Origin of the sequence: Amycolatopsis sp. NBC_01286, from assembly GCF_035982555.1 — a bacterium.
Taxonomy (GTDB): Bacteria; Actinomycetota; Actinomycetes; order Mycobacteriales; family Pseudonocardiaceae; genus Amycolatopsis.
In genome coordinates this window covers 5,023,156-5,040,009 of sequence record NZ_CP108428.1, presented here as the reverse complement: position 1 = coordinate 5,040,009, position 16,854 = coordinate 5,023,156, and the positions used below count along the sequence as shown (strand labels likewise).

Below are 16,854 nucleotides of genomic sequence, written 5' to 3'. Positions count from 1 at the left end.
CCGGCCGGGGCTTTCTTCATGTTCAGCGGTCGCCCTTGGCCGCCGCCACCTGCAGGACCGCGCGTTCCAGCGCGTAACCCGGGTCCGCCGCGACGCCCTTGACCTCGGCGTTCAGCCGGGCGACCACCCGCATCGCCGTGGCGAGGCCGTCCTGGTTCCAGCCGCGGGACTGGCCCTGGGCCTTGCGGACCTTCCACGGCGGCATGCCCAGCTCCCCGGCCAGCTGGTTCGGGTTGCCGCGGCCCGCGCCGGAGACGCGGGCGATCGTGCGGACCGCGTCGGCCAGCGCGTCGGCGACCAGGACGTACGGGACGCCGAGCTGCATCGCCCAGCGCAGCGACTCCAGTGCGGCCGCGCGGTCGCCGCTCACGGCCTTCTCCGCCACCGCGAACCCGGTCACGTCGGCGCGGCCGCGGTGGTAGCGGTGGACCGCGTCCGCGTCGACCACCCCGCCGGCGTCCGCGACGAGCTGCATCGCGGCCGAGGAGAGTTCCCGCAGGTCGGAGCCCACGGCGTCGATGAGCGCCGCGACCCCGGCCGGGTCGATCTTGCCGCCCGCCCGGCGCACCTCGTGGCGCACGAACTGCTCCCGCTCGGCGGGCTTGGTCAGCTTCGGGCACTCCGTCACCTCGGCGCCGGCCTTCTTCAGCACCGCCGGGAGCGTCTTGCCCGCCTTGCTGCGCCCGCCGCCGGTGTGCACGACGACGAGCACGATCCCGGCCGCCGGGTCCTTCAGGTACGACGTCACGGCGTCGGCCAGCTCCTGCGAGATGTCCTGCGCCGACTCGAGGACGATCACCCGGCCTTCGCTGAACAGCGACGGGCTGACGAGTTCGGCCAGCTCGGGAGCTGTGAGATCGGACACCCGGGCCCGCGTCAGCTCGGCCGTCGCGTCGATCGCGCGGGACGCGGCCAGCGTCTCGCGGACGGCCCGCTCGATCAGCAGTTCTTCCTCACCCAGGACCAGGTGGAGCGGGGCCGGGGCGGTGGCTTGCGCGGTCACCCGGGAATCTTCTCACTTGCTGCTTCGTGCGCCCGCTCCGGTGATGTCGAGCGGCCACCATGGCACGGCGCGAGTGCCATGTCGTACGGTGTCCTGGAGGCGGCGCGCTTTCTCGCGCGCTCCGACAACTGAATACCGCTCATCCAGAGGGGCAGAGGGAACGGCCCGACGAAGCCCCGGCAACCGGCGTACAGCCTGTCATCCCGCGATCGCGGGATAGCTGACGACCACGGTGCCAATTCCGGCCCGCTTCGGCGGGGCAGATGAGGAAGGAACCTCGCGATGACCGCAACCCTCGGCACGACCTCCACCACCAAGACCCCGGATCTCGGACCGGCCGTCGAACTGGTGTCGAAGGAAGAGGGCCACCGGCAGCCGCTCGCCCCCGAGTTCGTCTCCGCCGAAGACTTCTCGCCGCTCGAGGTCGCCTACGACTTCGGCCGCGTCCGCCGCGAAGACATCGAGGCCGGCCCCAAGAACATCTGGCGCTACAAGAAGCTCCTCCCGGTTCCGTCCAACATCGAAGAGATCCCGAACACCGAGCCCGGCTCGACGCGGCTGATCCGCGCCGATCGCCTGGCCAAGGAGCTCGGTCTCAAGCGCCTGTGGGTCAAGGACGACACCGGCAACCCGACGCACTCGTTCAAGGACCGCGTGGTCGCCGTCGCGCTGGCCGCGGCCCGCGAGTTCGGCTTCGAGGTGCTCGCCTGTCCCTCGACCGGCAACCTGGCCAACGCCGTCGCCGCCGCGGCGGCGCGCGCGGGCTGGAAGTCGGTCGTGCTGATCCCCAAGTCCCTCGAGCGCGCCAAGATCCTCACCACCGCGGTGTACGACGGCGACCTGATCGCCGTCGACGGCAACTACGACGACGTCAACCGGCTCGCCACCGAACTGGCCGGTGAGCATCCGAGCTGGGCCTTCGTGAACGTCAACGTCCGCCCGTACTACTCCGAGGGCTCGAAGACACTCGCCTTCGAGGTCGCCGAGCAGCTCGGCTGGCGGATCCCGCCGCAGATCGTCGTGCCGATCGCCTCCGGTTCACAGCTCACCAAGGTGGACAAGGGTTTCCGCGAGCTGGGCCAGCTCGGCCTCGTGGACGCCAGCCCGTACAAGGTGTTCGGCGCCCAGGCCACCGGCTGCTCGCCGGTCTCGGCCGCGTTCCGCGCCGGGCAGGACGTCGTCCAGCCGGTGAAGCCGGACACCATCGCCCGCTCGCTGGCGATCGGCAACCCGGCCGACGGCCCGTACGTGCTCGACATCGTCAACCGCACCGGCGGCTCGATCGAGGACGTCACCGACGAAGAGGTCGTCGAAGGCATCCGGCTGCTGGCCCGCACCGAGGGCATCTTCACCGAGACGGCCGGCGGGGTCACCGTCGCCACGGCGAAGAAGCTCATCGAGACGGGCAAGCTGGACCCGGACGCCGAGACGGTGCTCCTCATCACCGGCGACGGCCTCAAGACCCTCGACGCCATCGAGAACCACGTCGGCCCCAAGGCGACCGTGCCGGCTTCGGCCGCGGCCGTGAACAAGGCCCTCGGCTACTGACGTCTCCCCGCCGGGGCGAGCCACGCCCGCCCCGGCGGGAACGCGTTGCCGGGCAACGGAAGTCAGCGGTGGGGCGGGCCGCGTGGCTCGCCCCGGCGGGCTATCGCCGGGCCTGACGGGTCCGGGACCACAGCGGTGTCGCCGTCGACGTCGGTCCGGGTCACCAAGGCACCCAGCGCCGTCAGAGTGTCCACTGTGGACTTGCTCGGGTGGCCGTAGGTGTTGCCCGCGCCGACGCTGATGAGCGCCGCGCGCGGCGCCACCGCGGCGAGGAAGGCCGGCAGCGAGTACCGCGAGCCGTGGTGGGGCACCTTGAGCACCTCCGCTTTCAGGTCTCCGACATCGGCCAGCAGGTCCGACTGGGCCGCCAGTTCGACGTCACCCGTCATCAGCACCCGCCCGGCGGCCGTTTCCGCGCGCAGGACGACCGAGCTGTTGTTGATCGTCGTGCCGTCCTGCTGGCCGGCCGACCGCGACGGCACGTACCGCGGCCCGAGCACGTCGAGCGCCAGCCCGGGCAGGTCGACCCGCTCGCCCGGGCTCAGTTCCACCAACGGCACGCCCCGGCGGGACGCCTCCGCGGCGACCTGCCGCCACGCCCACTCCGGCGTCCGCCCCGGCCCGACGGCGATCCCGCCGACCGACCGGCCGTCGAAGACCGACGCGAGCCCGCCGATGTGGTCGGCGTGCAGGTGGCTCAGCACCAGCAACGGGATCCGGTCGACCGACAGCCGGTGCAGGCACTCGTCAACCGGCCCCGGCTCGGGCCCGGTGTCCACCACCACGGCCCGCCCCGGCTCGGCCGTCGCCAGCACGACCGCGTCACCCTGGCCGACGTCGCACTCGACCATCGCCCAGTTCCGCGGCGGCCACGCGGGCGCGAGCACCCGCACCGGCACGAACACCAGCAACGCGCCGACGATCAGCACCGCCAGGAGCAGCCGGACCCGCCGGTACCGCACGGCGAACACGAGCACCGCGAGGACGGCCGCCGCGAGCAGCGCGCCCGCCCAGCCGCCGGGCCAGGGAACGACCGCGCCCGGGGCTCGCGCGCCGTGCCGCGCCACGAAGATCAGCCACTCGGCCTCCGGGCCGGCCAGGTGCACCAGGAACGTGCCAGCGCCCGGCCACCACGGCCCGACGACCGTCGCCAGCACCCCGAGCACCGTCGCCGGGGCGACGACGGGCGCGGCGAGGACGTTGGTCACCACCGACACCAGGCTCACCGTGCCCGCCATCCCGGCCAGCACCGGCGCCGTCACCACGAAGGCGGCGAGCGGGATCGCCAGTCCTTCGGCGAAGCCCGGCGGGACGCCGCGGCGGACCAGCACCCCCGCCCAGCGTGGAGCCAGCAGGACGAGCCCGGCGGTGGCGAAGACCGACAACGCGAACCCGAAGTCCGTGGCCATCGCCGGATCCGCCACGACCAGCACGCAGACCGCGAAGGCCAGCGCGGGCAGCGCCGAGCCCCGCCGTCCCAGTGCCAGGGCCAGCAACGCGACCGCCGCCATGACTCCGGCGCGCAACACGCTCGGCTCCGGACCGACCAGGACCAGGAACCCGGCCAGGCACAGGCCCGCCGCGACGGCCGACAACCGCGGGCCCAGCCGAAGCACTCGCAGCAGGAGCAGGACCGCGCCGCACGCCACGGCGAGGTTTCCCCCGCTCACCGCTGTCAGGTGCGCTAGCCCCGCGGTGACGAACTCCTGCTCGATCCGAGGGGACAACCCGCTCGTGTCGCCCAGGACCAGGCCCGGCAACAGTCCCGCAGGTTCCTCCGGCAGGATCTGGCTCAGGTCGTGCAGGCCAGCCCGCAGTCCGGCCGCCGCCTTCTGCCACCACGGCGCCGGGCCCGGATCACCCGGCGGGCCACGCACGGACAGCACCGCGACGGTCAGGTCCGCGCCACGCGGTGGCATCAGCAGGCCCGCCACCCGGACTTCCTGCCCTGGCAGCACGCCCGCCCAGTCCGCGACGGGTGCAAGCAGCAGGACCCGCCCGGACGAGACGACCGACTGTCCGTCGACGGACGCCGTGCGCACGTCGGCGGACAGGACCACGGATCGGGCGCCCGCCTGCCGATCGGCGTACCCCGCGCTCCGCACCGGCTTCGGCCGTTCCGCGACGACCACTGTGAGCGTCGCGGGCAGCCCCTGGGCCGCGGCCGCACGCAGGCCGTCTTGCTCGGCGTCGTGGATCCGCCAGGCGATCGGACCGGCGGCGACCAGGCCGAGCACCAGCAGCGCCGCCGCCGCGCCGAACACCCGGGGCCGGCCACGTGCCCGCCAGAGCAGCACCCCGGCGAGCACGGCCGCGGCGAGACCGACGGCGACCGCCGTCCACCAGCCGAGCAGCAGCCCGGCCAGGGCGGCGAGCCAGCACGCGAGCGCCGCCGGGACCAACCGCATGTCCTGCCGGGTGTCGGTCGCGGGAATCGTGCTCATCCGACCGTCACCTGCTCGCGGAGCTTCTCGAACTTGCTTTGGCCGATGCCGTCGACGTCGCGCAGTTGCTCGACTTTCGTGAAGCCGCCGTGCTCCGCGCGCCACTGGACGATCCGCTTGGCCGTCACTTCGCCGACACCGGGCAGGGTGTCCAGCTGGTCCGGGCTCGCCGCGTTGAGGTCGACCTTCCCGCCTCCGCCTTCGGGAGCACCGGGCGGTGCCATGGGCGCCGGGATCCCGACCGCGAGCTGCTCGCCGTCGGTCACCTTGCGGGCGAGGTTCACGGCGCTGAGGTCCGCGCCGGGGTCGGTTCCCCCGGCGGCGCGCAGCACGTCGGCGACGCGGGATCCCTGGGGGACGGTGACCAGACCGGGCGACCGGACACGGCCGATCACGCTGACGACGAGACCGGCCTTGGGTGCGGCCGGGGCCTCGGCCGCGGGTTTCGCGCTGGGCAGCGGAGGCGGTGGCTCGGGCGCCGGCCGGCCGCCCAGCAGCGCGACCGAACCGAGGACGAGCACCACGACGGCCACGAAGACACCGGCGAACGCCCAGCGGCGCCGGCCCGCGCCGGTCGCTCCGCCCGGCAGCCAGCGCCGGACCAACCGGCCGCCGGGCCCGACCGTGCTCGCGTCGGGCGAGAGCTGGTCGGCCAGCCAGGCGAGCCGGTCGTTGACGGGGAGGCCCGGATCCCGGGCGGGCTGCTCGAACACACGATCGACGTTAGGGGCCGCGGGGAGGCGGGCGACAGGGGTGGCGCCGCGTCCTGTGGACAACTGGGGTGTTGTGGACGGATGCCGCCGGCCGGGCCCGGGAACGGCGGTTTTCGTCGTACCCGGATGAGATGCTGGAGGGTCAGGCGTCCGGCCGGGCCGGCACCGTGCGCTGCACGACCACGCCCAGCACGCCGGGCCCGGTGTGCGCGCCGATCACCGCGCCCAGCTCCGAGACCACGCAGCCCGCCGACCGCGGCACGGCTTCTTCCAGCCGGTTGGCCAGCTCGACCGCCCGGTCCGGCGACGCGAGGTGGTGGACGGCGAGCTCGACGTCGTCGTCGTCCGCCGCGCGGGCCGCCAGTTCGACCAGCCGCGCGATCGCCCGGTTCATGGTCCGGACCTTCTCCAGCGGCAGGATCCGGCCGTCGGACATGTGCAGCACCGGCTTCACCGCCAGCGCCGTCCCGAGCAGCGCCGCCGCCGGGCCGATCCGGCCGCCGCGGCGCAGGTACTCCAGGGTTTCCACGACGAACAACGTCGAGGAGCACTTGGCCGCGGTCATCGCCGCCGCCTCGACCGCCTTCGGATCCGCGCCGGCCGCGGCGGCGTCCGCGGCGTGCAGCGCGGCGAACCCGAGGCCCATCGCGGTCGTGCGCGAGTCGACCACGCGCACCCGGTCCGGCCCGACCTCCTGGGCCGCCAGCACCGCCGCTTCCCAGGTGCCCGACAGCTCGCGGGAAAGGTGGATGGAGACGATCGCGTCCGCGCCGTCGGCGAGCGCCGCGCGGAACTCCTTCGCGAACTCGGCCGGGGTCGGCCGCGACGTAGTGACGATCTTGCGCTGGCTCATCGCCTCGGCGACCGCCGCCGGGCCGGTTTCCACGCCGTCGAGCGACACCACGCCGTCGACCAGGACGTGCAGCGGCACCACCCGGACCTCGTGCCGTTCGGCGAACCCCTCCGGCAGGTGGGCGGTGGAATCCGTGACTACGGCGACCGACACGCCGTCAGCCTACGTGGCCGGGGGCCGCCACCGGGGCCAGCAACACGGACATCGCCTCGCCCACGGCGGCGTGCCCGGCCCAGCCCCAGTGCATGCCGTCCAGGTTGCCCGCGCCGCTCAGGACGTGTTCGCCGACGACCTCTTTCAGGTCCAGCAACGGGACGCCGGCACGCTCGCCCCAGGCCCTCATCGCGGCCTCGGCGCCCGGCCGCGCGGTGTGCACACCGCCGTAGGCCGCGGCCCGGTGCACCGACGGCAGCATCCCGAAGATCGGCAGCTCGGGACGCAGGACGCGCAACGCTTCCACGGCGGTGTCGAGGTACTGCACGGTCAGCTTCACCGGCAGCACCCGCGGACGGCCGCGGAACGCGATCGACAACCGCGGCTGCGCGGCGAGATAAGCCTTGCGCGCCACCCGTCGCACCGGATCGGGCCGCAGGTACTTCAGCCCGCCGCGCAAGTAGGTCGGCAACGGCGAAGGCAGCGTGTCCATGCTCCCGATCGCCAGCACGACGGCGTCGACGTGGTGCAGGTCGGCCCAGACGCGCGGGTCGCCGGTGAGCGACCACCAGACGTCGCGGGCGGTCCAGCCGATCCCGGCGACCAGGTCGGCGGTGCCGCCGAGGGCCGCCGCCGCGATGTTCGGCCACAGCCGCGGTTCGTCCGCGGCGCAGGGCCCCTCGGGGCCGTGAAAGCTCAGCGAATCGCCGAACACCAACAGGTGTGGGGCCATCGGCTAGCCGGTCATCCCCGCGTTGTAGGCGTGCAGCCGCCACTTGCCGTCGCGCAGGCCGAGCTCGACCCAGTGGCAGTTGGCGATCCCGCCGAGGGACGGCCAGATCTCGACCGGCAGCTTCAGCAGCCCCGCCGTGAGGGCGATGATCAGCCCGCCGTGCGCGGCCAGCAGCACGGTGTCGCCGACGTCGGAGTTGGCCTGCTGCAGATCGGACACGACCTCGCCGGCGCGCTCGGCGACGTCGAGGCGGTTCTCGCCGCCCGGCGGGGCCCAGGTGGCGTCGGTGCGCCAGCGGGCGCGTTCACCGGGGTACTCGGCGTCGACCTCGGCGCCGGTCTTCCCCTGCCACTCGCCCAGGTGCGTCTCGCGCAGCCGCTTGTCGATGCGCAGCGGGACGCCGATGGCGTCGGTGAGCACGGTCGCCGTGTCGGTCGCGCGACGCAGGTCGGACGCGATCACGAGGTCCGGGGAGAACCGGGCCAGCGCGGGGACGGCGAAGCGAGCCTGGTTCCAGCCGACCGGGGTCAGCGCCGAATCCAGGTGACCCTGCATCCGCCCGGCGGCGTTGTAGTCCGTCTCGCCGTGACGCCAGAGCACCAGCCGCCGCGGGCTCACCGGGCGTCCGCGTCCTCATCGGCGGGCGGCTCCTCGAGACCGGCCACCTCGATCCGCGGGCAGTCCTTCCACAGCCGTTCGAGGCCGTAGAAGCTGCGCTCCTCGACGTGCTGGACGTGCACGACGACGTCGACGTAGTCGAGCAGGACCCAGCGGCCCTCGCGGGCGCCTTCGCGGCGGACCGGCTTGTGCCCGGCCACCCGCAGCTGCTCCTCGACGTTGTCGACGATCGCGCCGACCAGGCGCTCGTTGGGCGCGGAGGCGATGACGAAGGCGTCGGTGATGACGAGCTGCTCGGACACGTCCAGCACGACGACGTCGCTGGCCTTCTTGTCCGCCGCCGCGTGTGCGGCCGCTACGGCCAGCTCTCGTGCCTCGGACGTGGCTGTCACGGTGCTCCTTTTCCGGATCGGGTTCGCCCGAGAAGAGTACCCGCCGCGACCAGCGGTGCTTCAGTCGCTCTTCCGGTAGAGATCCTTCTTGGTGATGTAGCGGACGACGCCGTCGGGAACGAGGTACCAGACCGGCTCCCCGCGCTCGACGCGGTCGCGGCAGCCGGTCGACGAAATCGCCATCGCGGTGACCTCGACGAGACTCACCTTCCCGCTGGGCAGGTGGTGCGAGTTGAGCCGGTAGCCGGGCCGCGTGACGCCGATGAAGTGCGCGAAGTCGAACAGCTCGTCGGCCTTGTGCCAGGTGAGGATCTGCTCGAGCGCGTCGGCGCCGGTGATGAAGTAGAGCTGGTCGTCGGGGTACTCGGCGTGGAGGTCGCGCAGGGTGTCGACGGTGTAGGTCTGGCCGGCGCGGTCGATGTCCACGCGGCTGACCGAGAAGACCGGGTTGGACGCGGTCGCGATGACCGTCATCAGGTAGCGGTCCTCGGCCTTGGTGACCTTGCGGTCGGTCTTCTGCCAGGGCTGCCCGGTGGGCACGAAGATCACTTCGTCGAGCCCGAACCGGGACTGGACCTCGCTCGCCGCGACGAGGTGGCCGTGGTGCACGGGGTCGAAAGTGCCGCCCATGACCCCGATCCGCCGTGGTGACATGGGACCCGAGCCTATACACCGGACCCGTGGGCCGTCCGGTCCAGCAGCACACCTCGCCCAACCGTGCAGGAAGTGTGATTCAGCTCACATTACGGCCGGTATTCGACACGAACGGTCCGTTCGCGCCGCCGCCGATTCCCGGTTCGTCGGTGCCATGGGGTAGACGTGGGGACGTGGACACCACCAGCACCACCCCAGCACTCCGCGACCGCGCCGAGACCCTCCTCCGGGCGCTCGCCGGCGACTCGGCGAAGCTGCGCGAAGACCAGTGGACGGCCATCGAGGCCTTGGTCGCGGAGCGGCGTCGCGCGCTCGTCGTGCAACGCACCGGGTGGGGCAAGTCGGCGGTCTACTTCCTGGCCACGGCCCTGCTGCGCGAACAGGGCAGCGGGCCGACGGTGATCGTCTCGCCGCTGCTGGCCCTGATGCGCAACCAGATCTCGGCGGCGGCGAAGGCCGGGATCCACGCGGCGACGATGAACTCCGCGAACCCGCAGGAGTGGGAGCACGTCCAGGCGTCGGTCGCGGCCGGCGAGATCGACGTCCTGCTGGTCAGCCCCGAGCGGCTGAACAACCCGGACTTCCGCGACAACGTGCTGCCGAAGCTGACCGCGAGCACCGGCCTGCTGGTGGTCGACGAAGCGCACTGCATCTCCGACTGGGGCCACGACTTCCGGCCGGACTACCGGCGGCTGCGCACGCTGCTGGGCGACCTGCCCGACGGCGTGCCGGTGCTGGCGACCACCGCGACGGCGAACGACCGCGTCGTCACCGACGTCGCCGAGCAGCTGGGCATGGGCAGCGGCGGCGACACGCTGGTGCTGCGCGGCAGCCTCGACCGGGAAAGCCTGCGGCTGTCGGTCTGCCAGCTGCCGACGTCGCAGGCGCGGCTCGCGTGGCTCGCGGAGCACCTGGCCGAGCTGCCGGGGTCCGGGATCATCTACACGCTGACGGTCGCGGCGGCGCACGACGTCGCCTCCCTGCTGAAGGACCGCGGCTACCCCGTGGCGGCCTACACCGGGAAGACCGACCCGGCCGACCGGCAGGCGGCCGAGGACGACCTGCTCGGCAACCGCGTCAAAGCGCTGGTCGCGACGTCCGCGCTGGGCATGGGGTTCGACAAGCCGGACCTCGGGTTCGTCGTGCACCTCGGGGCGCCGTCGTCGCCGATCGCGTACTACCAGCAGGTCGGCCGCGCCGGGCGCGGTGTGGAGCGCGCGGAGGTCGTCCTGCTGCCCGGCGAGGAGGACCGGGCGATCTGGGCGTACTTCGGGTCGCTGGCGTTCCCGGACGAGCTGCGGGTGACGCAGGTGCTGAACTCGCTCGCCTACGCCGACCGTCCACTTTCGACGGCCGCGCTCGAGCCGTCGGTGGAGCTTTCCCGCTCCCGCCTGGAAATGGTGCTCAAGGTGCTGGACGTCGACGGCGCGGTCCGGCGCGTGAAGGGCGGCTGGGAGAGCACGGGCGAAGACTGGCAGTACGACCGCAGCCGCTACCAGCGCGTCGCGGAAGCGCGTGACCGCGAGCAGGAAGCGATGCTCGGTTACCTGGCGACCGGCGACTGCCGGATGGAGTACCTGCGGCGTCAGCTCGACGACCCGGACGCGGCGCCGTGCGGGCGGTGCGACAACTGCACCGGGCAGCACTGGGACACGTCGGTGACCGACGAGGTCGTCAACGCGACGCGGGAACGCCTGCAGCGTCCGGGCGTCGAGGTCGCGCCGCGGAAGCAGTGGCCCACCGGGATGTCCTCTTTGGACGTTCCGGTCTCCGGCCGGATCGGCGCCGACGACCAGGCCGAACCGGGGCAGGTCCTCGGGCGGCTGACGGACGTCGGCTGGGGCAACCGGCTGCGGGAGCTCGTCGGCCCGGCGGCGCAGGACGCGGACGTGCCGGACTCGGTGTTCAAGGCGTGCGTCCAGGTGCTGGCCGGGTGGCAGTGGTCGGAGCGGCCGGTGGCGGTGGTCGCGGTGCCGTCGTCGACGCGGCCGCGGCTGGTCTACAGCCTGGCGACACGGCTGGCGGACATCGGCAAGCTCGACTTCCTCGGGGCGCTCGACGCGGACGGCCCGCCGCCGCGCCAGGCGAACAGCGCGCAACGGCTGGCCGACCTGTGGCGGCGGCTGAGCATGCCGGCCGACCTGGCCGCGGCGTTGCCCGCAGGACCGATCCTGCTGGTCGACGACGTCATCGACACCGGCTGGACGATGACGCTGGCGACCCGGCTGCTGCGGCGGGCCGGGGCACCCGCGGTGCTGCCGTTCGCGTTGGCCAGCACGGCCTGACCTCGGGCCGCCCGGCGGATTCTGCCGCGGCGGCGCCCTCGGTGGGCGGGCCGACGCGCGTGCTTGAGTCCCGATTTCGCGTGACTGGCGGCGGGACTCGCGTGATTGAGCCCGGAAGTCGCGTGATCAAGGGCGGGACTCGCGTGATTGCACGCGGATCTCGCGTGATCAGGCGGGCATCGCGTGTGATTGGGGAGGCATCGCGCGTGATTAGAGGGGCATCACGTGTGATTGAAGGGACGACTCGCGTACCTGGAGGGTCGGGTCGCGTGCCTGGGCGGTCGGGTCGCGTGCCTGGGCGGTCGGGTCGCGTGCCTGGAGGGTCGGGCTGCGGGGTCGGGCGTCGCGTGATTAGGTGACAGAACGATCTGTCTTGTTTTGGTTGACCGTGGGAGCTAGGGGCGGCAGGCTGAGCGCCAGTTGAGACAGAACGTTCTGTATCGGATGGAGGTTGTCGTGGGTGCTCGGACTGTGGTTCTGGTGCATGGGCTGTGGATGACGCCGTTGAGCTGGGAGGGGTGGGTCGAGCGGTACGAGGCCGCCGGGTTTCGGGTGCTGGCGCCGTCGTGGCCGGGGCTGGAAGGTGGGGTCGAGGCCATCAGGAAGGATCCGAGTCCGCTTGCGGGGCTGGGGATCGGTGAGATCGTCGACCACTACGAGCGGATCATCCGCGGGCTCGACGAGCCGCCGATCATCATGGGGCACTCCTTCGGCGGCACCTTCACGCAGCTGCTGCTGAACCGCGGGGTGGGCGCGGCGGGCGTCGCGATCGACTCGGGGCCCGTCAAGGGGGTGCTGGGGCTGCCGCTGTCGACGTTGCGGTCGGCGCGGCCCGTGCTCGGGAATCCCTTCAACCGCAACAAAGCCGTGCCGCTCACGCCGAAGCAGTTCCGCTACGCCTTCACCAACACGCTGACCGAGCAGCAGTCGCAGGAGGTCTACGACCGGTACCACGTCCCCGGCTCCGCCCGCGTGCTGTTCCAGGGCGCCTTCGCGAACTTCAACCCCCAGTCGCCGACCAAGGTGGACTTCGCCGCGAAGAAGGCGCCGCTGCTGTTCATCGCCGGCGGTGCGGACCACATCGTGCCGCCGTCGCTGAACAAGGAGAACGTCCGGCGCTACCACCGGGCGCCGTCGGTCACCGACTACGCCGAGTTCCCGGGGCGGACGCACTACACCGTCGGGCAGGACGGCTGGGAGGAAGTGGCCGACAAGGCGCTGAGCTGGGCCGTCGAGCAGACGACGGGTTCCGCCGGCTGAACCGGACGGTCGGGATCTTTCGTACCGCGGACGAATATGGCAAAGTCGCGTTCCACCTTCGGGGGACGTGGAGGCTGCCATGACCGTGCAGGTTCAGCACCGGCTGCCGGTGCGCAAGCTGTTCGCGGCGAGCGCGGGCAACGCGCTGGAGTGGTTCGACTGGACGATCTACGCGACGTTCAGCATCTACTTCGCCGGCGCGTTCTTCCCGTCCGGCAACGACACCCTCGCCCTGATCAACACGTTCGCCACCTACGCGCTCGCGTTCTTCTTCCGCCCGCTCGGCGGCGTGCTGCTCGGGCGCTTCGCCGACACCCGCGGCCGCAAGCCCGCCATGATCCTCACCATCGTGCTCATGGCGGGCGGCTCGGTCGCGATCGGCGTGCTGCCGACGTTCGCGCAGGTCGGCTGGCTCGCGCCGCTCCTGCTGCTGCTCGCCCGGATCGCGCAGGGGCTCTCGCTCGGCGGCGAGGTGTCGAACGCGTCGGCCTACCTGGGCGAGATCGCGCCGGCGGCGCGGCGGGGCCGGTACTCGGCGTTCTTCTACATCTCGACCGGCTCCGCGGTGCTCGTCGCGACCGTGCTCGGGTTCGTGCTGTCGCGGACGCTCGACAAGGCGCAGCTCGCGTCCTGGGGCTGGCGGCTGCCGTTCCTGCTGGGCGGCGTCTTCGGGCTGGTCGGGCTGTGGCTGCGCCGCAGCCTCGCCGAGACCAAGCTGTTCGAGCGGACGAAGACCAAGGCGCGGAAGCTCGAACGGCCGCTGCTGACCACGCTGACGCACCACCCGAAGGCCGTCGGCCGGCTCGTCGGGTTCTCCATGCTCTCGACGCTCTGCTACTACACGTTCTTCAGCGCGCTCACGTCGTTCGCGGTGAAGAACCGGCACGCCGACGCCGGGGCCGTGTTCCTCGCGCTGTCCGTCGGCACCGTGCTGTTCATCGCGCTGCAGTACCCGATGGGCGCGCTCGCGGACCGGGTCGGGCGGAAGCCGCAGCTGCTCGTGTGGTCCGGGGCGACCGCCGTCGTCATCGTGCCACTGTCCACTTTGATCGGTCCGGACGTCGGCGGCCTGCTCGTCGTGTTCTGCGTCGGGCTCGGGCTGTACACGGCGATGACGTCGATCGCGCCGGCGATCATGAGCGAGCTGTTCCCCACCGAGCTGCGCGGGCTGGGGATCGGCGCCTGGTACAACCTGACCGTCGCCGTCTTCGGCGGGACCGCTCCCCTGCTCATCACGGTGTTCGGCGCGATCTCGCCGACGCTCTACTTCTGGTACGTCGCCGCCGGTGCCGCGATCGCGTTCGCCGTGATCCTGACGCTGCCGGAGACGAAGGGCAGCGAGCTGGGGTAATCCCTTCGTCGCCGGCCGGTGCCGCTCGCTAGGCTGTGACATCCGGGGCTCCGCCCCGTGCCGGGGGCTTCGCCACCCTGACCCCCTCAAGCAGTTGAGGGCTTCACTGACCGAGCCGAAGGAGGGACACCGTGCACACCGCCGACGTTACCGAGGAGCTGGCGCGCCGCGTGGTGGCCGCCGCCGGCCGGGCCCTGGACGTGGACCTGACGCCGGAGCAGGCGCTGATCCAGGCGTCGCCGCGCGACGGCGTCGACTACCAGGCCAACCTCGCGATGAGCCTCGGCAAGAAGCTCGGCCGGCCGCCGCGCGCGGTCGCGACGCTGATCGCCGAAGCCGTGGAGCTGGACGGGATCGCGGACGCGCCCGAAATCGCCGGGCCGGGCTTCCTCAACTTCGTGCTGCGCAAGGATTGGCTGGAATCGCGCACGGCCGCGGTGCTCGGCGACACGCGGCTCGGCGTGCCGAAGACGGCTGAGCCGCGCACGATCGCGCTCGACTACAGCAGCCCGAACGTCGCGAAGGAGATGCACGTCGGGCACCTGCGCTCGTCCGTGATCGGCGACGCCCTCGCGCGCCTGCTGCGCTTCGCGGGCCACGAAGTGCTGCCGCACAACCACCTCGGCGACTGGGGCACGCCGTTCGGCATGCTCATCGAGCACCTGCTCGACGTCCCGTCCGAGCAGCGCGCGATCGCCGACCTCGACGCCTTCTACCGCGAAGCACGCCGGAAGTTCGACAGCGACGAAGCGTTCGCGACGCGGGCGCGCACCCGCGTCGTGCTGCTGCAGAGCGGCGACGAAGACACCCTCGCCGTGTGGCGGACCCTCGTCGACGAGTCGACCCGGCACTTCGACGAGGTCTACGCGCTGCTCGGGATCTCCTTGACGGACAAGGACATCTACGGCGAGAGCTTCTACAACCCGTACCTCGCCGCGGTCGTCGACGATCTCGAAGCGGCCGGGCTGACCGAGCTCAGCGACGGCGCCGTCTGCGTGTTCCCGGAGGGGTTCCGCAATCGGGACGGCGACCGGCTGCCGCTGATCGTCCGCAAGCGCGACGGCGGCTACGGCTACGCCGCCACGGACCTGGCCACCGTCCGGTACTGGACGACCGTGCGCGGCGCCACCGACCTGCTCTACGTCGTCGGGACGCCGCAGGCGCAGCACTTCGCGATGGTGTTCTCGGCCTGCCGCACGGCGGGCTGGCTGACCGGGCACGCCGAGCACGTCGGCTTCGGCACCGTGCTGGGCGCGGACGGCAAGACCATGCGGACGCGGGCCGGCGAGACGATCAAGCTGGTCGACCTGCTCACCGAAGCCGTGACGCAGGCCGCCGTGGTCGTCGCCGAACGCAGTGAGCTCGACGCGGCCGGGCAGGCCGAGGTCGCCCGCGCGGTGGGCATCGGCGCGGTCAAGTACGCCGACCTCTCCGGCGACCGCGAGCGCGACTACGTCTTCGCCTGGGAGCGCATGCTCGCCAAGGAGGGCAACACCTCGGTGTACCTCCAGTACGCCCACGCGCGGACGCGCTCGATCCTGCGCAAGGCGGGCGGCGAGCCCGAGGGCACGCGGATCCTGCTGGACGAACCGGCGGAACGGGCGCTCGCGCTGAAGCTGCTGCGCTTCGGCGAAGCCCTTCAGGCGGCGACAAGCGCGTACGCGCCGCACAAGCTCTGTACGTACCTTTACGAGACCGCGGTCGCGTTTTCCCGGTTCTACGACGATTGTCCGGTCCTGAAGGCGCCGACCCCCGAGCTGCGCGCGTCCCGGCTGCGGTTGACTACGCTGACGGCGCACACGCTCGCGCTCGGGCTTTCCCTGCTCGGCATCGACGCGCCCGACCAGCTCTAGCGGGAGACCACTGTGGAACTGCCCGGCGACCTGCTCGCGCTGCTGCGCGAGCCCAGCCTCTGCTTCCTGGCGACGTCGATGCCGGACGGCTCGCCGCAGCTCACCCAGACCTGGGTGGACACCGACGGCACGCACATCCTGGTGAACACCGTGCTGGGCCACCAGAAGCAGCGCAACATCGAGCGTGACCCTCGGGTCGCGCTCAACGTCGCCGACCGCGAGCGGACGTCGCGCTACTACGCGATCCGCGGCCAGGTCGTCGGGATGACCGAAGACGGCGCCGTCGAGCACATCGAGAAGCTGGCGCAGCGGTACCTCGGCGGCCCGTACCCGTGGTGGGGCGGGCGCGACCAGACGCGGCTGCTGCTGACGATCAAGCCGGACCGGATCAGCGGGACGTAGGCGCCGGCAGTTCGTCGGCCGTCAGCTCCGGGGCTCGGACAGGACGAGGACCACCGTGCCGCTCGCGAACGTGCGGGTCTCGACCTTGCCGAACCGCCCGGTGACGCCCTCGCCGAAGAGCTGCTCGCCGGCGCCGCGCAGCACCGGGTGGATCCACAGCCGCAGCTCGTCGAGCAGCCCGTGCGTGACGAGCGTGCGGGCGACGGGACCGTAGCCGTACACCAGGATGTCCGCGCCCGGCGCCTGCTTCAGCTCCCGCACGGCGTCGGGCAGGTCGCCGGTCAGCACGGTCGTGTTGTTCCACTCCGGCGAGGTCAGGGTGGTCGAGGCGACGTACTTGGCCATCTTGTTCATGGTGTCGCTGAACTCGTCGCCGCTGCGGGCCGGCCACGCTCCGGCGAAGCTGTGGTAGGTGGCCCGGCCCATCAGCAGGGCGTCGCTGGCGCGCAGCTGGTCGAGCGCGAACGCGCCGGCGGCCTCGTCGAAGTAGTCCAGGGACCACAGGTGCGGCTCGGAGACGACGCCGTCGAGGGTCACGTAGGTCGAGTTGACGATCTTGCGCATCGGGGTCTCCCGGGTTCGGTTGCTGGGC

At 72.3% G+C, this 16,854-nt stretch carries 15 protein-coding genes and 1 riboswitch; of the genes, 6 read left to right on the top strand and 9 right to left on the bottom strand.

Features of this window, described 5'->3' with window-relative positions; all coding sequences use genetic code 11:
- Positions 1–22 precede the first annotated feature (22 nt).
- Positions 23–1,003: a DNA polymerase III subunit delta gene (holA, locus tag OG570_RS24065; protein ID WP_247055175.1), complete on the bottom strand. Its 981-nt coding sequence runs from the start codon at positions 1,001–1,003 to the stop codon at positions 23–25.
- A 136-nt stretch (positions 1,004–1,139) separates the two neighbouring features.
- Positions 1,140–1,273, top strand: a riboswitch (SAM riboswitch).
- Positions 1,274–1,285: 12 nt separating this feature from the next.
- On the opposite strand from holA, the gene thrC reads away from it, so the two are divergent.
- The gene (thrC, locus tag OG570_RS24060) at positions 1,286–2,551 is read left to right on the top strand and encodes a threonine synthase (protein ID WP_247055177.1); all 1,266 of its coding nucleotides are present in this window, start codon (positions 1,286–1,288) and stop codon (positions 2,549–2,551) included.
- Positions 2,552–2,613: 62 nt separating this feature from the next.
- On the opposite strand, the gene OG570_RS24055 is transcribed toward thrC, so the two are convergent.
- From OG570_RS24055 to nadD, 7 genes are all read right to left on the bottom strand, one after another.
- Positions 2,614–4,995 carry a ComEC/Rec2 family competence protein gene (locus tag OG570_RS24055; RefSeq protein WP_326959444.1) on the bottom strand — a complete coding sequence of 794 codons (2,382 nt, stop codon included), beginning with the start codon at positions 4,993–4,995 and terminating at the stop codon, positions 2,614–2,616.
- Positions 4,992–5,708 carry a ComEA family DNA-binding protein gene (locus tag OG570_RS24050; RefSeq protein WP_326959442.1) on the bottom strand — a complete coding sequence of 239 codons (717 nt, stop codon included), beginning with the start codon at positions 5,706–5,708 and terminating at the stop codon, positions 4,992–4,994. The genes OG570_RS24055 and OG570_RS24050 overlap by 4 nt, the downstream gene beginning before the upstream one ends.
- 142 nt (positions 5,709–5,850) lie before the next feature.
- Positions 5,851–6,714 carry a DegV family protein gene (locus OG570_RS24045; protein WP_247055183.1) on the bottom strand — a complete coding sequence of 288 codons (864 nt, stop codon included), beginning with the start codon at positions 6,712–6,714 and terminating at the stop codon, positions 5,851–5,853.
- 4 nt (positions 6,715–6,718) lie between these two features.
- On the bottom strand, positions 6,719–7,447 hold the full coding sequence (octT, locus tag OG570_RS24040) for a diglucosylglycerate octanoyltransferase (RefSeq protein WP_326959440.1): 729 nt from the start codon (positions 7,445–7,447) through the stop codon (positions 6,719–6,721).
- A 3-nt stretch (positions 7,448–7,450) separates the two neighbouring features.
- Complete coding sequence (locus OG570_RS24035; protein ID WP_247055188.1) at positions 7,451–8,065, bottom strand: histidine phosphatase family protein; 615 nt, start codon at positions 8,063–8,065, stop codon at positions 7,451–7,453.
- Positions 8,062–8,457 carry a ribosome silencing factor gene (gene rsfS, locus OG570_RS24030; RefSeq protein WP_247055190.1) on the bottom strand — a complete coding sequence of 132 codons (396 nt, stop codon included), beginning with the start codon at positions 8,455–8,457 and terminating at the stop codon, positions 8,062–8,064. The genes OG570_RS24035 and rsfS overlap by 4 nt, the downstream gene beginning before the upstream one ends.
- 60 nt (positions 8,458–8,517) lie before the next feature.
- The gene (gene nadD, locus OG570_RS24025; protein WP_410622071.1) at positions 8,518–9,087 is read right to left on the bottom strand and encodes a nicotinate-nucleotide adenylyltransferase; all 570 of its coding nucleotides are present in this window, start codon (positions 9,085–9,087) and stop codon (positions 8,518–8,520) included.
- A gap of 197 nt (positions 9,088–9,284) precedes the next feature.
- On the opposite strand from nadD, the gene OG570_RS24020 reads away from it, so the two are divergent.
- The 5 genes from OG570_RS24020 to OG570_RS24000 all read left to right on the top strand — a co-directional run bounded on the left by OG570_RS24020 (position 9,285) and on the right by OG570_RS24000 (position 16,262).
- Complete coding sequence (locus OG570_RS24020; protein WP_326959436.1) at positions 9,285–11,396, top strand: RecQ family ATP-dependent DNA helicase; 2,112 nt, start codon at positions 9,285–9,287, stop codon at positions 11,394–11,396.
- 471 nt (positions 11,397–11,867) lie between these two features.
- Positions 11,868–12,656 (top strand): alpha/beta hydrolase, encoded by a 789-nt coding sequence (locus tag OG570_RS24015; protein WP_326943328.1) that lies wholly within the window; start codon positions 11,868–11,870, stop codon positions 12,654–12,656.
- 79 nt (positions 12,657–12,735) lie between these two features.
- Positions 12,736–14,007 carry an MFS transporter gene (locus OG570_RS24010; protein WP_326959434.1) on the top strand — a complete coding sequence of 424 codons (1,272 nt, stop codon included), beginning with the start codon at positions 12,736–12,738 and terminating at the stop codon, positions 14,005–14,007.
- A gap of 131 nt (positions 14,008–14,138) precedes the next feature.
- Positions 14,139–15,860: an arginine--tRNA ligase gene (gene argS, locus OG570_RS24005; protein WP_326959433.1), complete on the top strand. Its 1,722-nt coding sequence runs from the start codon at positions 14,139–14,141 to the stop codon at positions 15,858–15,860.
- Between the two features lie 12 nt (positions 15,861–15,872).
- Positions 15,873–16,262, top strand: coding sequence for a PPOX class F420-dependent oxidoreductase (locus tag OG570_RS24000; protein WP_326943331.1), 390 nt, complete (start codon positions 15,873–15,875; stop codon positions 16,260–16,262).
- A gap of 21 nt (positions 16,263–16,283) precedes the next feature.
- Here the strand turns inward: OG570_RS24000 and OG570_RS23995 are convergent, their stop codons facing one another.
- Positions 16,284–16,826, bottom strand: coding sequence for a dihydrofolate reductase family protein (locus tag OG570_RS23995; RefSeq protein ID WP_326959431.1), 543 nt, complete (start codon positions 16,824–16,826; stop codon positions 16,284–16,286).
- Positions 16,827–16,854 lie beyond the last annotated feature (28 nt).